Source organism: Sphingomonas sp. SORGH_AS_0870 (genome assembly GCF_031453175.1).
Lineage (GTDB): Bacteria > Pseudomonadota > Alphaproteobacteria > Sphingomonadales > Sphingomonadaceae > Sphingomonas.
The window spans coordinates 1,696,697-1,711,857 of record NZ_JAVIYW010000002.1 but is presented as its reverse complement, the minus strand read 5'-3'; the positions used below and the strand labels follow the sequence as shown (position 1 = coordinate 1,711,857).

The 15,161-nt window shown below is 68.2% G+C and carries 14 protein-coding genes and 1 tRNA gene; 12 read left to right on the top strand and 3 right to left on the bottom strand.

All coding sequences use genetic code 11. From position 1 onward, the window contains the following. Positions 1-9: 9 nt before the first annotated feature. Both QE363_RS08410 and QE363_RS08405 read right to left on the bottom strand, forming a co-directional pair. A complete protein-coding gene (locus QE363_RS08410) occupies positions 10-2,025 on the bottom strand; it encodes an autotransporter assembly complex family protein (protein ID WP_309694282.1) in 2,016 nt (671 codons plus the stop codon). A gap of 113 nt (positions 2,026-2,138) precedes the next feature. After that, positions 2,139-2,369 carry a hypothetical protein gene (locus QE363_RS08405; protein ID WP_307104411.1) on the bottom strand — a complete coding sequence of 77 codons (231 nt, stop codon included), beginning with the start codon at positions 2,367-2,369 and terminating at the stop codon, positions 2,139-2,141. Between the two features lie 137 nt (positions 2,370-2,506). Here QE363_RS08405 and QE363_RS08400 point away from each other — a divergent pair, with 137 nt between their 5' ends. Then, positions 2,507-2,713: a hypothetical protein gene (locus tag QE363_RS08400; RefSeq protein ID WP_309694278.1), complete on the top strand. Its 207-nt coding sequence runs from the start codon at positions 2,507-2,509 to the stop codon at positions 2,711-2,713. Positions 2,714-2,718: 5 nt separating this feature from the next. Here the strand turns inward: QE363_RS08400 and QE363_RS08395 are convergent, their stop codons facing one another. Beyond that, on the bottom strand, positions 2,719-3,354 hold the full coding sequence (locus QE363_RS08395) for a S24 family peptidase (protein WP_309694275.1): 636 nt from the start codon (positions 3,352-3,354) through the stop codon (positions 2,719-2,721). Positions 3,355-3,428: 74 nt separating this feature from the next. Between QE363_RS08395 and QE363_RS08390 the strand changes: the two genes are divergently transcribed. The 11 genes from QE363_RS08390 (at position 3,429) to QE363_RS08340 (ending at position 15,109) form a co-directional block, all read left to right on the top strand. Next, positions 3,429-3,605, top strand: coding sequence for a hypothetical protein (locus QE363_RS08390; RefSeq protein ID WP_307104405.1), 177 nt, complete (start codon positions 3,429-3,431; stop codon positions 3,603-3,605). Beyond that, positions 3,602-3,967: a hypothetical protein gene (locus tag QE363_RS08385; protein WP_309694269.1), complete on the top strand. Its 366-nt coding sequence runs from the start codon at positions 3,602-3,604 to the stop codon at positions 3,965-3,967. Before QE363_RS08390 ends, QE363_RS08385 begins: the two co-directional genes overlap by 4 nt. Before the next feature lie 78 nt (positions 3,968-4,045). After that, positions 4,046-6,175 carry a TonB-dependent receptor domain-containing protein gene (locus QE363_RS08380; RefSeq protein ID WP_309694264.1) on the top strand — a complete coding sequence of 710 codons (2,130 nt, stop codon included), beginning with the start codon at positions 4,046-4,048 and terminating at the stop codon, positions 6,173-6,175. Between the two features lie 135 nt (positions 6,176-6,310). Next, complete coding sequence (locus QE363_RS08375; RefSeq protein WP_309694262.1) at positions 6,311-7,495, top strand: acyl-CoA dehydrogenase; 1,185 nt, start codon at positions 6,311-6,313, stop codon at positions 7,493-7,495. A 139-nt stretch (positions 7,496-7,634) separates the two neighbouring features. Further along, on the top strand, positions 7,635-8,774 hold the full coding sequence (locus QE363_RS08370; protein ID WP_309694260.1) for a CaiB/BaiF CoA-transferase family protein: 1,140 nt from the start codon (positions 7,635-7,637) through the stop codon (positions 8,772-8,774). 48 nt (positions 8,775-8,822) lie between these two features. Then, positions 8,823-9,380 (top strand): 2Fe-2S iron-sulfur cluster-binding protein, encoded by a 558-nt coding sequence (locus QE363_RS08365; RefSeq protein ID WP_309694257.1) that lies wholly within the window; start codon positions 8,823-8,825, stop codon positions 9,378-9,380. A gap of 114 nt (positions 9,381-9,494) precedes the next feature. Beyond that, a complete protein-coding gene (locus QE363_RS08360) occupies positions 9,495-10,442 on the top strand; it encodes an RcnB family protein (RefSeq protein WP_309694255.1) in 948 nt (315 codons plus the stop codon). Positions 10,443-10,522: 80 nt separating this feature from the next. Then, positions 10,523-11,209 (top strand): 2OG-Fe(II) oxygenase, encoded by a 687-nt coding sequence (locus QE363_RS08355; RefSeq protein ID WP_309694253.1) that lies wholly within the window; start codon positions 10,523-10,525, stop codon positions 11,207-11,209. 109 nt (positions 11,210-11,318) lie between these two features. Beyond that, entirely contained in the window at positions 11,319-13,073 is a 1,755-nt protein-coding gene (recJ, locus tag QE363_RS08350; protein WP_309694251.1) for a single-stranded-DNA-specific exonuclease RecJ, read from the top strand. 57 nt (positions 13,074-13,130) lie between these two features. Then, positions 13,131-13,205 (top strand) — tRNA-Glu (locus QE363_RS08345). A 95-nt stretch (positions 13,206-13,300) separates the two neighbouring features. Next, the gene (locus QE363_RS08340) at positions 13,301-15,109 is read left to right on the top strand and encodes a site-specific integrase (RefSeq protein ID WP_309694247.1); all 1,809 of its coding nucleotides are present in this window, start codon (positions 13,301-13,303) and stop codon (positions 15,107-15,109) included. The last annotated feature ends 52 nt before the right edge of the window (positions 15,110-15,161 follow it).

Below are 15,161 nucleotides of genomic sequence, written 5' to 3'. Positions count from 1 at the left end.
CCCCCTCGTTCAAAATGCCTGCCCCAGCGAGACATAGACGGCGACCCGGCTATCCCCCTTTTGCGGGTTGAGCGGCGTGCCGAGATCAAGGCGGATCGGTCCGAAATTGGAGTAATAGCGCACCCCCAACCCGGTGCCGAAGCGCAGCCCGGTCAGGCGCGGCAGCGGCGAGGTCGCGATGTTGCCCGCGTCGAGAAAGGGCACGATGCCGAAATTGCCGAACGCCTTGACCCGCGCCTCGATCGAAAACTCCGCCAAGCTGCGCCCGCCAATCGGGTCGTTATTGGCATCGCGCGGCCCGATGGCCTGAAAGCCATAGCCGCGTACCGACGCGCCGCCGCCCGCGTAGAAACGCCGCGACGGCGCGATCTGGTCACGCGGCGCCCCCAGGATCGTCCCCAGCCGGGTGCGCGCCGCCAGCACCACCCGGTCGCCGAGCGGGCGATAGATGCTGGCATCGACCTGCGTCCGCGCATAGCCGAACGCCGCCCCCTGCAACGACAATTCGGGGCTCAGCCGCCCGCCCAGCCGAAAGCCGCGCGTCGGGTTCAGTAGATCGTCCGATCCGTCATAGTTGAGGCTGGTCGGCAACGCGCCGATGAAGAAGGTCCGTCGGCGCGGCTGGCCGGTCGACTCGATCACGTCGCGCTCGTCCGAGGTCAACAGCTCGGCACCCAGCGACCAGGTCCAGGTCTTCTGGAAGAAGATGTTGGTCTGCCGCTCCAGGCTGGCCGACAGCGACAGCGTCTTGGCCTCATAGGCGTCGCGCAGCAGATGCGCGGCGGCGAACTGCGCGGTCAGCACCCGGTCGCGGCCGTTGAAGTTGTTGCGCCGGAACACCACCGAGCCGAGCTGCTCGCGCGTGCCCAGCACGCTGCGCAGGGTCAGCGCGCCCTCGGGCGGGAAGAGGTTGCGATCGGTCCAGTTGATCGCCGCGCGCGCGCCCTCGCCGGTGCCATAGCCCAGCTCGCCCGCGATGGTATGCGACGGCGCGGGTTCCAGCGTGACCGCGACATTGACCGTCTCGGGCGTGTCGCCGGGCACCGGCTTGACCTGGACCGAGGAGACGAGCCCCGTCTGCACCAACGCGCGGCGCAGATCGTCCAGCCCGGCCGAGTCATAGGGATCGCCGGGGCGGAAGCGCGCAATGTCCTGGACATGCTCGGCGTCGAACAGCCGGTCGCTGGTCGTGACGATCCGCCCGTAACGGCGCGGCGTGCCCGGTGCGATCGACAGGTCCAGCGTCGCGGTGCGTGCGGCGCGATCGACCACGATCTGCGGATCGCCGACCTTGGCGAAGGGAAAGCCCGCCTCGCCCACCGCCGCCTTCAGGGCCGCCTCGCCCGCGACGATGGTATCGGCGTCGACCGGATCGCCCGGCTTGATGCCGAACGCCTGCGTCAGCGGCGCGGCCTTGTCCCCCGCCTTCTGCACCCCGTCGAGCGTCACCCCGGCGAAACGGTACAGATTGCCCGGTGTCGCCTGCAGCAGCACGGTCGGCACCTCGCCGGGTTCGATCCGCGTCGCGACCTGCGCATCATAATAGCCCGCGCCGCACAGCAAATTGGTCAGCAGCGCGGCATCCTCGCGCGCGCGGCGGTCGAGCTGCGCGGCGTTGGCGGGATCGCCGTCATTGGTGTGGAGGCTGGACAGCTCGTCGAACCGCTTGCGGAGCAGGTCCCCCGCGTCGTCGATCCCCTCGACCCGCCAGCGATAACGCCGCTCCGCCGCCGCATCGACCGTCGCCGCGATCGTCGCGGACGGATCGCCCGGCGCGGTCGACAGGTCGGGCCAGGCCACCCCGATCTCGGGCAGCGGCGCAAGCGGCGCGGACGGGTCGAGCATCGTCGGATCGATGGCATCGGGCCTCGTCTGCGCGGCGGGCGCGGTCGAGGACGATGCGGGGTTGGCCCCGACCGGGACCGTCTGGGCACGCGCCTGGCCCGTCCAGGCGATTCCGCCCATTTCCATGGCAATACAAAGGATGGCGACCGAGCGGCGCGGCCGCCCGACGCGGACCATCATGGCCCAGTCCCTAGCCGCGACGGAGCGGCAGCGACACCCCCCGGCACGCTCGGTTGAACAGATTTGCCGCGCCGGACGTCGCGCGCCATGGTCCGCGTGCCGCCCGGCCCGCATCAATGCACGGTGCCGAACGCCTCTTCGCTGGACAACAGGCCGATCAGGCGCTCGATCTGGCGCCAGCGGCAGAAATGGATGTGGTTGCCCAGGTCGCGGCTACGCCCCGCGCGCGCGGCCGCTTCTCCGCCCGCCGATTCGCCGAACGTCTCCATCATCTCCGCCGCAGTCGCCACATCGGTGTCGGTGACGAAGGGAGGAACCTGAAAGCCGCCGCCGCGATCGGGCATATACACTCCTGAACCGTGCCGTTTCGCTGCCGTCCCTAATCCGGATTTCCGTTTTTCGCCAGTCCCCTTGGCCTGTGCCGCGCGCCCCGTCGCGGGACGGCTGGCCTCGCCCGGCGCATCGTGCGAGGACGGTCGCCATGACCGATCCCCAGCGCCCTTCCGCCCCGCCGTCCCCGCCCCGCGCGTCGCGGCCGTCCGCGCCCGCGGGCGGGTTCTTCATCGCGGTCGGCGTGGTGGGCGGCATCCTGGCCGGGCTGGCGACGGGACAGGTGACGCTGGGCGTGCTGGCCGGACTGGGGGTCGGCATCCTCGTCGCGCTGCTACTCTGGTGGCGGAGCCGCTGAGCCCGTCAGCTGGGCAGGCGCATCTGCCACACCACCCGCCCGATCACCGTGATCGGCCCCTGCGGGACCGGCGGCGCGGCGGGATTGTCGCTTGAGGCGACCAGCCCCTCGGGCCCGGCACGGACGCGCTTGACCATCAGCACCTCGCCGATGCGGATGATATAGAGGCCGCCCCGCGCGGGCGGGCGGACATCCTGCTGATCGACGACCAGGTGATCGCCGTCCATCAGCCCCGGCGCCATCGAGTCGCCCCGCACCCGGATGACCGAAGCGGCGCCCTCGTGCAGCCCCAGCCGCCGCGCCAACTGGCGATCGAGCGCCTCGACCCCGATCATCACCTCGTCATCCACGGTCGCCCCCGGCCCCGCCGAGGCCGCCACCGCGAGCCGCCGCACCAGCATCGGCCCCGCCTCCACCGACGCGCCCAGCCGCGTTTCCGGGATGCCGAAGAATTCGGCCAGCTGACGGCGATCGCCCTCGGCCAGCATGCGCGGCGACCCGCGATGGACGAACTGGTGGAGATAGGCCTCGTTGCGCCCCAGCATGCGCGACAGCGCGGCCAGGCTGACGCCCGCCTGCTCCGCCAGCGCCTGAAGCGTGGCCCTGATCTCCGATCCCGACATGGCCTCCGATATAGGCATAGGATTTTTCCTAGACAAGTTGGAAATTAGAACAGAACAAGAACGACGGAGATTCGGACAATGGGAGAACGTCCATGGAATTGCTGGGGTTGATCGAACGCTATCTAAAGGCCAGCCACATGCCGGAAACCAAGTTCGGCCGCATGGCGGTCAACGACCCGCGACTGGTGGGCGACCTGCGGCGCGGGCGAGAGCCGGGGCCGGAGATGGTCCAGCGCGTCCGCAGCTTCATCGCGGAGCATCGCGCATGACCGCGCTCGCCTGGTCGGACCCCGCCCGCCGCTCCGCCGGTCTGTGCCGCAGCCGTCCGCGTCCCGCCGATCGCGGCGAAAGGCTGGCCCGCGTCCTTGCCGCCCATGCCGCGCAGGCGGGCTGTATGGTCACGATCGCGGTCCAGGCGGTCGAGCCCTGGTCGTCGGCGACATTCAGCGGATCGGTGGCGACCCTGTCGCTGGCCGCGCCCTCTTCCCCGGCCCTGGCCGCCTGGCTGGCCGATCTGGCGGAGGCGGATATTCCGCTGGGTCGCGATATCGTCGCCGATCTGGCGGTCGAACCGGCGGCGGAGGGGTGGCTGCTGCGCGTCCTGACCTGTGCGGATGCGGCAAACGGATGAACGGTCGGTCATTTTTCTGTTGATATGTTGTAACACTACGCTACCGACGGGGCTTCGCCAATCATCGGAGCCCTGTCCTTGCCCAAGTCCGTCCTGCTGTCCGGCCTGTCGGCCACCGCCGTCGCCGCCCTGTTCGCCCTTCCCGCCGCCGCGCAGACCGCAGGCCAGCCGACCAATCGCGGCCGCGAGATCGTGGTGACCGCGCCGGTCCAGCAGTCGGAAGCGGACGTGCTGTCGGGCACCTCGATCGTGACGGGCGAAGAACTGCAACGCTCGATCCGGCCGACCATCGGCGAGACGCTGGCCCGTCAGCCGGGCGTGTCGGCCACCTCGTTCGGCCCCAACGCCTCGCGCCCGGTGCTGCGCGGCTTCCAGGGCGAGCGTATCCGCGTGCTGACCGACGGCATCGGATCGATCGACGTGTCGAACACCAGTGTCGACCATGCCGTCGTCATCAACCCGCTGCTCGCCGAGCGGATCGAGGTGCTGCGCGGCCCCTCCGCGCTGCTGTTCGGATCGTCGGCGGTGGGCGGCGTGGTCAACGTCATCGACACCCGCATCCCGCGCACCGTGCCCGAAAATGGCTATCGCCTGTCGGGCATGGCGACCTATGGCTCGGCCGCAACCGAACGGTCGGTGGCGGGCGCGACCGATGTCGCGGTCGGCAAGCAGTTCGTGGTGCACGCGGACGGTTCGTATCTGAAGACCGACAATCTGAAGATCGGCGGCTATGTCCTGTCTCCGCGCGCCCGCGCCGAGGCGCAGGCGGCGGCGGCACAGGCGCCCCGCGACCCGCTCAACTTCGCCCGGCTCGCCAATCTTAGCGGTCGCCTGCCCAACACCGCCAGCGAAACCTGGACGGCGGGGGTCGGCGGCGCGCTGATCACCGATACGGGCTCGCTGGGCATCGCCTATAGCCATTATGACAGCCTGTACGGCGTGCCGATCCGCTATACCCTCACCCCCGGCGGCGAAAAGCCCGAGGCGCCGCGTCTCAGCCTCGTCCAGAACCGCCTCGACCTGCGCGGCGAGATCGAGACGGGCGGCGGCTTCCTCGACCGCATCCGCCTGCGCGCGGGCGCGGCGCAATATCGCCATTACGAGCTGGAGGAAGATGGCGGTATCGGCACCGCCTTCTACAACAAGGGTATCGAGAGCCGCCTCGAGCTGGTCCAGTCGAAGCGCGACGGCTGGCAGGGTGCGTCGGGCGTCCAGTTCTTCAACCGCGACTTCGACGTGCGCGGCGACGAGGCGTTCCTGCCGCGCAACAACACCGCGCAGGTCGGCCTGTTCACCCTGCAACAGCTGGATCGCGGCGCCTTCAAGATGGAGGCGGGCGCCCGTTACGAGCATACCTCGCTGACCGCGCGCACCGCCGTCGCCGACAACCGCTTCTTCCGGGGCCAGCGCAGCTTCGACGCCTTTTCGGGCTCGGTCGGTGCCAGCTACGGCTTCGCGCCCGACTGGCGTGCGGGCCTGAACCTGTCGCGCACCGAACGCGCGCCGTCGGCCGAGGAACTGTTCGCCAACGGCCCGCACGCCGGGACCGAGGCCTATGAGCTGGGCAACCCCAATTTCAAGAAGGAAGCGAGCTGGGGCATCGAGGCGACCGTCCACGGCCATGGCGAGGGTTATAGCTTCGACGCCTCGGCCTATTACAACCGCTTCTCCAACTATATCTATGACGCGCTGGTCACCCAGACCCCCTGCGTGGCGGCGGCGGCGCCTTCGGGCCGCACCGTCGACCTGCCCTGCTTCCAATATGCGCAGGCCGATGCCCGCTATTACGGGATCGAGGCAGAGGGTTCGGTTCGCCTCGCGACGATCGGCACCTATGCGATCAACGCCGACCTGCTGGGCGACTATGTCCATGCGCAGATCCTGAACACCGGCCCCGCCCCACGCATCCCGCCGCTGCGGCTGCTCGGCGGGCTGGAAGCGCAGTCGGACCGGGTGAACGCCCGCGTCGAGGTGGAGCGCAGCTTCCGCCAGAGCCGCGTGCTGGGGCTGGAGACGCCGACCAACGGCTTCACGCTGGTCAACGCCTCGGTCCAGCTCAAGCCCTGGGGCGCGGTGAACCCGACGACGCTGACCCTGTCGGCCAACAACATCTTCGACGTCGATGCGCGCCGCCATGCCAGCGTGCTGAAGGACTTCGCGCCGCTGGCCGGTCGCGATCTGCGCGCGACGCTCAGCTTCAAGCTCTGACGCCCCCTCGAGCGTTCAGACCTGGGCCCTTCCCGTTCCGGCGGGAGGGGCCCTTTTTCATGTCGCCGCCCGCCCCCGCCGGGGGTGGACAAACCAGGCCGCCTTCGGGAGAAGCGGGGGATAAGGAGAGAAGACATGTCCCGAATGGGCAAGTTCGACTGGGCGGATCCGTTGCTGCTCGACGACCAGCTGACCGATGACGAGCGGATGATCCGCGACACCGCGCGCGCCTATGCCGACGACCGGCTGGCGCCGCGCATCATCGACGCCTTCGCCAACGAGCATACCGATCCCGCGATCTTTCGCGAGATGGGCGAACTCGGGCTGCTCGGCCCCACCATCCCGGAGGAATTCGGCGGCGTCGGCGCATCCTATGTCGCCTATGGCCTGATCGCGCGCGAGGTGGAGCGGATCGACAGCGGCTATCGCTCGATGATGAGCGTGCAGTCGAGCCTCGTCATGTATCCGATCCATGCCTATGGCTCGGACGAACAGAAAAGCCGCTATCTGCCCAAGCTGGCGAGCGGCGAGTGTATCGGCTGTTTCGGGCTGACCGAACCCGATGCGGGCTCCGATCCCGGCGGCATGCGCACCACCGCGAAGAAGGTCGATGGCGGCTATGTCCTATCGGGTGCCAAGACCTGGATCTCCAATTCGCCGATCGCCGATGTCTTCGTGATCTGGGCCAAGTCGGATGCGCATGGCGGCGCGATCCGGGGCTTCGTGCTGGAAAAGGGCATGAAGGGGCTGTCGGCGCCCAAGATCGACAACAAGCTGTCCCTGCGCGCCTCGATCACCGGCATGGTGATGATGGACGAGGTGGCAGTGGGCGAGGACGCGCTGCTGCCGCATGTCGAGGGGCTGAAGGGCCCGTTCGGCTGCCTTAACCGCGCGCGCTACGGAATCAGCTGGGGCGCGATGGGGGCGGCGGAGTTCTGCTTCCACGCCGCGCGCCAATATGGCCTGGACCGCAAGCAGTTCGGGCGGCCGCTGGCGGCGACGCAGCTCTATCAGAAGAAGCTGGCCGATATGGAGACCGAGATCGCGCTGGGTCTGCAAGCCTCGCTGCGCGTCGGGCGGCTGATGGACGAGGGCCGGTTCGCGCCCGAGATGATCTCGATCGTCAAGCGCAACAATGTCGGCAAGGCGCTCGACATCGCGCGGGCGTCGCGCGACATGCATGGCGGCAACGGCATTTCGGGCGAGTATCAGGTGATGCGCCATATGCTGAACCTGGAGACGGTCAACACCTATGAAGGCGCGCATGACGTCCACGCGCTGATCCTGGGCCGCGCCATCACCGGGATCGCGGCATTTTGATCCCGTCCCCATTCCTCCCCAAGCTTGGCCTGGGGAGGGGAACCATCCGAAGGATGGTGGAGGGGCTGATGCCCCTGCCCCGCCACCACGCCCTACGGGCGCGGTCCCCCTCCCCCTCTTGCGATGGGGAGGATTGAGGATGGCAAATCCCCCACCCCTGACCGGACTGAAGGTCGTCGAGTTGGCCCGCATCCTTGCCGGTCCCTGGGCGGGGCAGGTGCTGGCCGACCTTGGCGCGCAGGTCGTCAAGGTCGAGAGCCCCGAGGGCGACGACACCCGCCGCTGGGGCCCGCCCTTCATCGCCAACCCGGACGGCAGCCGCGACGCGGCCTATTTCCACGCCGCCAATCGCGGCAAATCCTCGGTCGTCGCCGACTTCGCGACGCCGGAGGGGCAGCGGATCGTCCGCGACCTGGTCGCCGATGCCGATGTGGTGATCGAGAATTTCAAGCTGGGCGGTCTCGCCCGCTACGGCCTCGACCATGACAGCCTGTCGGCGATCAACCCGCGCCTGATCTATTGCTCGATCACCGGCTTCGGGCAGGACGGCCCCTATGCCCCGCGCGCGGGCTATGACTTCATCGTCCAGGGCATGAGCGGGATCATGGACCTGACCGGCGAGCCCGACGGTCCGCCGCAGAAGATCGGCGTGGCGCTCGCCGACATCATGACCGGGCTCTATGCCGTGATCGCGATCCAGGCGGCGCTGCACATGCGGGAGCGCACGGGCCGTGGGCAGCGGATCGACATGGCGCTGCTCGACACGATGACCGGGGTGCTCGCCAACCAGGCGATGAACTATCTCGCCTCGGGCACGACGCCGACCCGGTTGGGCAATGCGCATCCCAATATCGTGCCCTATGCCGCCTTTCCCGCCAGCGACGGCTGGTTCATCCTGGCGGTCGGCAATGACACGCAGTTCCGGCGCTTCGCCGCACTGGTCGGCATCGATGGCGACGATCCCCGCTTCGCGACCAACGCCTTGCGCTGCGAGCATCGCGACACGCTGACCCCGATGATCGAAGCGGCGACGCGGGTCTGGCCGCGCGACACGCTGCTCGCCCGGCTGGCGGCGGAGGGCGTGCCCGCCGGGCCGATCAATACGGTGGAACAGGCTTTTGCCGATCCGCAGGTCGTCGCACGCGGACTGGCCATCCATCCGCAGCGGCCCGACGGCTCCACCGTTCCCGGCGTCCGCACCCCGATCCGCTTTTCCGACGCCGACCTGATGCTCGACCGCGCCGCGCCGCTGCTGGGACGCGACCGGCCGACGACGTGACCCGCCTCGATTGAGCGGGGCTGGTCGATCGCCTATGCCTCGCCCCCGATGACCAGCCTGACCGTCAACAACCAGCCCGTCCGCTATCGCCTGCCCCCGGACACGCCGCTGCTCTGGGCGCTGCGCGACGCGTCCAACCTGACCGGCACCAAATATGGCTGCGGCACGGGCGATTGCGGCGCGTGCACGGTCGATCTGGACGGGCGGGCGGTGCGCAGTTGCCAGATCCCCATCGGCCGGATCGAGGGCAGCGTCGTCACCACGATCGAGGGGCTATCGCGCGACCGATCGCACCCCGTGCAGCAGGCGTTCCTGGCCGCCAATGTCAGCCAGTGCGGCTTTTGCATCCCCGGCCTGGTAATGGCCGCCGCCGTGCTGCTCCGCCGCGATCCCGCCCCTTCCGAAGCGACGATCCGCGCGCAGATCACCAATTTGTGTCGCTGCGGCGTCTATCCCCGGCTGGTCGAGGCGATCCAGCGCGCAGCCCGTGCCGCGCGGGGCGAGGAGACGATCCCCGCCGCCCCCCTGCCCGGCACCGATCCCGCCGACGCCGCGCGTGCCGTTCCCGCGCTCCTTGCGCCTGCGGGCGTTCATGACACGCCATGACCCAATTCTTTCACAATGCTGACGGACGGGTTCAGCATCCGCTCAACGGCCATGGGGCAAGGTGCATCGCATGATCGGGGTCGGCTCGTGCGCCGACGGATGGGGATGCGAGCGATGAGCAGGAACTGGATGGCGGGCTTGCTGGCGACGGCGGCGATGGCGGCGGGCATGGCCCCCGCGATGGTCAGCGCGCAGGCGATGATCATGGATGGCCCGCGCGGCCGTCCCGAGGGCGGACCGCGCCCCGGCGGCCCCGGTCCCGCCCCCGGTCCGGGCAATCCGGGCGGCCCGGCCGGTCGGCTGGAGCGCAGCGAGGGGCGGCCGATCTTCCACGACCGCGAAGCCTTTCCCGAGAACCGCCCGGCCTTCCGCCCGGACCATGCCGAGGCGCCGCGCCCGCAGCGTCCCGAACCCAGCCCCGCGCCCGGCCGCCCCGGCGGCCCCGATGGCGGACCACGCAACTATGACCGCCCCGGCCCCGACGGACCCGGCCCGGACCGGCCGCGCCCCGATCGCGGCGACTGGCGCGGTGACCGACCGCGCGACCCGGCGGGCTGGCGGACGCCGGACGACGACCGCCGGCAGCAGGAATGGCGTCAGAGGGAATGGCGGGACCAGGCGCAGAACCAGCGCTTGCGCGACGAGGAACGGCGTCGGCGCGAGGATCGCGATCGCTGGGGCCGCAGCTTCGGCGACTGGCGGGACCAGAACGACCAGAATTACGGCTTTGCCGAACGGCGCGCCTGGGCCGATCAGTGGAACCGCAGCTGGCGTCGCGACCGCCGCTATGACTGGCTGGGCTGGCGCTCGCTCAATCGCGGCGCCTATCACCTGCCCCGCTATTATTCGCCCTATGGCGGCTATGGCTATCAGCGTTTCTCCAGTGGCGTGATCCTGGAGCCGATGTATTTCGGCCAGAGCTATTGGCTGGACGATCCCTATGCCTATCGTCTGCCGCCCGCTTACGGCTCGTATCGCTGGGTCCGCTATTACAACGATGCGGTGCTGGTCGACCTGCGCAGCGGGCTGGTGGTCGACATCGTCTACGACATCTTCTGGTAATGGCGGGACGGAGGGGGTGCACACGCCCCCTCCGTCTCCAGCCTCTTGTCTTTGGCGGCCCATCGTCGCACATCCGGGGCATGTCGTTGTTTTCGAGGAAGCCGAAGGGCAATCCCGCCGCCTCCCCCGTCCGCGCCCGCTTCGGGGTCAGCGTGCCCGAACGGCTGGACGCCAACCCCGCGGTCCAGCGCGTGGTGACCGACACCGCGCAAATCTATTATCAGCATGACTTCCTCACGCCCGCCCAGTGCGACGCGCTGATCGCGATGATCGATTCCAATCGTCGGCCCTCGACCCTGTTGTCCGACCGGCCCGATTACGGATTCCGCACCTCGGAAAGCTGCGACATGAATCGCTGGTCCCCCGATGTGCAGCCGATCGACGAATCGATCGCCGATCTGCTCGGCATCGCCCCCGAACAGGGCGAGACGATGCAGGGCCAGCGTTATGCCCCCGGCCAGCAGTTCCGCGCGCATCACGACTATTTCCACGAAAGCGAAAGCTATTGGGAAAAGGTCCGGGTCCATGGCGGCCAGCGCACCTGGACCGCGATGATCTATCTCAACGACGTGCCGGAGGGCGGCGCAACCTGGTTTCCGCAGGCGGGCATCCGCGTCGCGCCGCGCCGGGGCCTGCTGCTCGCCTGGAACAACATGAAGCGGGACGGCAGCCCCAACGAGATGACCCTGCACGAAGGAATGCCGGTGGTCGAGGGCGTCAAATACGTCATCACCAAATGGTTTCGCGAGGGCAACTGGGTCAGCTGACCCAGCGGCCCCTGCCCTCCCCCATCCCCCCGCCCCATCCCCCCTTGTCGCGACTCCGCGCGGCATGGCATGGCGTTCGCGTGACGTTCTCCGCTTTCGCCGCTCGCCCATGACCGAAGTCCTCGGCATCGGCCAATCGATTCTCGGCCAGCCCTGGCGCTGGCGTGCCCTGGCCGCCGATGCGCGCGACGGGCTGGGCCATGACGATTTGGTCGCGCAGCTGCTGCTCGCGCGCGGCTGCCCGCCCGATGCGGTCGAGGAGCATCGCACACCTTCGATCCGGGGGTTCATGCCCGATCCCTCGATCTTCCGCGACATGGACCGCGCCGCCGCGCGCCTGGCCGATGCGGTGATGGCGCGAGAGGCGGTCGCCATCTTTGGCGATTATGACGTGGACGGAGCGACCTCGGCGGCGGTGATGGTCCGCCTGCTGCGCGACCTCGGCCTGGCGCCCCGCGCCTATATCCCCGACCGTCTCAGCGAAGGCTATGGCCCGACCGAGGCGGCGCTGCTGCGCCTCCAGGCGGAGGGCGCGAACCTGATCGTCACCGTCGATTGCGGCGCGCAGGCGTTCGAGCCGCTCGCCGCCGCCCAGGCTGCCGGGATCGAGATACTGGTGGTCGACCACCATAAATGCGCCACCGAGCTGCCCCGTGCCCATGCGGTGGTGAACCCCAACCGGCTGGACGAGACCGAGGGCGCCGCGCACGGCCATCTGGCGGCAGTCGGCGTCTGCTTCCTGCTGGGCGCGGCGCTGATCCGGACGCTTCGCACCCGCGGCTTCTTCGCCGACCGGGCCGAGCCGCGGCTGCTCGATCTGCTCGACCTCGTCGCGCTGGGCACGGTGGCCGATGTGGCCCCCTTGCGCGGCCTCAACCGCGCCTTCGTCGCCCAGGGGCTGAAGGTGATGGCGCAGCGGCGCAATATCGGCCTGGCCGCGCTGACCGAGGCGGCACGGCTGACCCGCGCCCCGACCTGTTCCGACCTCGGCTTTGCGCTGGGTCCGCGCATCAATGCGGGCGGACGGGTGGGCCGCGCCGATCTGGGAGTGCGGCTGCTTACCACCGAGGACCCTGCCGAGGCGCGCGCCATCGCCGAGGAGCTCAACCATTTCAATGACGAGCGCCGCGCGATCGAGGCCGGGGTTCAGGCCACCGCCGAGACCATTGTCGACCGCGCGCGGCAGGTCGTGGTCGTCTCCGGTGCGGGCTGGCATCCCGGCGTCATTGGCATCGTCGCGGGGCGGCTGAAGGAAAAGCTCGACCGCCCCGCCATCGTCATCGCGATCGACGAGCATGGGATCGGCAAGGGATCGGGCCGCTCGATCGCCGGGGTCGATCTGGGCGCCGCCATATTGTCCGCCAGGGAACAGGGCGTGCTGATCGCCGGAGGGGGCCATGCCATGGCGGCGGGCCTGACCGTGGAAGCGGATCGGATCGCCGAGTTCGCCGAATTTCTGGAGGAGCGCCTGGCCGAAGCGGTGGTCCGCGCCAGCGCAGGCCGCGCGCTGCTGGTCGACGCCGTGCTGGCCCCCGGCGGGGTCAATCCCGCTTTGGTCGGCGCGATGGAGGCGGGCGGCCCTTACGGCATGGGCTGGCCCGCCCCGCGCATCGCCGCCGGCCCCTTCCGCGTGATCCGCGCCGATCTGGTCGGCACCAACCATGTCCGCGCCATCGTCGCGGGCGCGGACGGCCGCAGCCTGAAGGCGATGGCCTTCCGCCAGGCCGACACCGCGCTGGGACAGGCCTTGCTGGGGGCCGGCAGCACGCGCCGCCTGTGGTTGGCAGGCCGCGCCAAGGTCGACGACTGGTCGGGCCGCGACGTCGCCGAACTCCATATCGAGGACGCCGCATGGGCCGACTGAAAAAAGTTGTTGACCGATTCCACAACCTCCCTTAGAGGCCCCTCCACGCCACCCGGCGGCCCCTTCGTCTAGCGGTTAGGACGCGGCCCTTTCACGGCTGAAACACGGGTTCGATTCCCGTAGGGGTCACCAGCGCCCGCTAAAATGGCGGATTTGCGCGGTGTATGTGGTCTTCATGGACGCTTTACCCATCCTTGTGTACAAAGGATGCGTACAAAGTGATCCGCATGGCTGCTCCGTTCAAAGATCCTCGCACTGGTATTTTCTATTTCCGTCGGGTCATTCCCGAGGCGCTTCGGCCGTTCTTCGACGGCGCGTCACGCGAGTATAAGCGGACCCTCGATACGCGCGATCCGGATGAAGCTCGCCAGCGCTACCATCCGCACGCCGTCGTTTACGACCAGAAGCTTGCGGCAGCGCGGCGCAGCCTTGCCAGTCAGCAGCTTAGATCGGCGCGATCCATGGTCGACGCCTATCTTGACGGCGTCAGCGACCAGCAACTGCAAGGCATCGCCCAGAAGCTCGCATCGCTCGAATTTGGTGCTTTCCAACACGCCTACGGCCTAACCGACCATGACCCCGGTTCGCGCTATGACTTCGGCAGCCCGCCGGAACGGCCTGACCTCCAAAACTTCGGCGACCGCAAGACGATGCTGGAGGCAGTGCCGGACTTCAGCCCGCTGCCTTGGCTTGAAACGCTACGGCGGATTTCCAGTCTCCCGTCGCTGGATCCGATCGACTGGGCCATCCTCGCGATCGCGTTCAACAGCGGCATCGCCCAACCAGTCGAGCCAGCGCTCTACGAGGCGATCGGCCAAGCCTTTCTTGACAGACTTTGCGAGGCCTGCACGCCGAAGATCGATCCGGCCCGCACGCGCATCCTGCCATCCGCAATTCCGTTCGGCGTGGTGCCAAGTACTCATCACACGGCCGAAGCCCTACAGTCGGCAGAAACCTCGTCGAACGCTCCGGCACCGACCATTACCAAGGTCTTCGAGGATTGGGCTGTGTCCCAGCCCCGCGAGCCCAAGCTCGTCGACGAATGGCGTACCGCGATTGCTCGGTTCGCCCGCCTGCACAATGATCCGCCCGTCGATACCATCACCGCGTCGATGGTCCGCACCTATCGCCGGACGTGCGCGGCGTTGCCGTCGCGCGCGGGCAAGGCGATCACCGCGCTTCCGCTGCTCGAGCAGGTAGAACTCGCCAAGGCGCAGGGGCTGAAATTACTCGCGCCCGCAACGGTCAACAAGGCGCTGTCCGCCATCCGCGTGATGCTCGATCATGCCGTCGAAGAACTCGAAGTCATAACCGAGAACGTAGCAAAGACTGTCAAGTCGCTCCCAAAAAACGAGATCGAAGACCCTCGCCTGCCGTTCGAACCGCAGGATCTTGTCAAAATCTTCAGTGCAGAGCTTCCGAATAAGAGCGGTGTTGCACCCAGCACCTTGGCCTGGACTTTGCTCTTGGCTCCCTTCACCGGATGCCGGCTGGAGGAACTGGGCAAGCTGCGTCTAGGTAACGTCAGGATCTACGACGGCATTCCCTACATCGCGATCGAGCCAGATCGCCTGCGTATCCGCGAGGAACAGGAAGGCCCAGCCAAGCGGATGAAGACGGCGAGTGCCAAACGCGATATCCCACTGCACCCCATCCTCATAAAGGCGGGCTTCCTCGATCTGGTGGCCAAGCGAAGGAATGAGAATGCCGAATGGCTGTTTCCGGAATTGGACACCAACAAATATGGCAGCCGGACACAGCGCCTTTCGCGGGTGATGAACGACTTCCTGGATAGTATCGGGTTATCCGATCCAGAACTGGTCTTCTACTCGTTCCGCCACACCGGCAAACGGGCAATTCGGGGCAAGGCTCCCGCCGAAATCGTCGACCTGTTATTCGGTCATGCCAACGGATCAGTCAGCACGCACTACGGGCGCGGCGCGGATATGCAGGTGCTACGCGACGCCATCAAAAAGATTAACTATCCAGAGGTGGATTGGGATCGCGTAGTCCAGCGCTTCATTACAGCAATCTAGCAAAAGGCGATCGTGGCGATACTGACGTTGTATCCGTGACGCAGAACGCTTC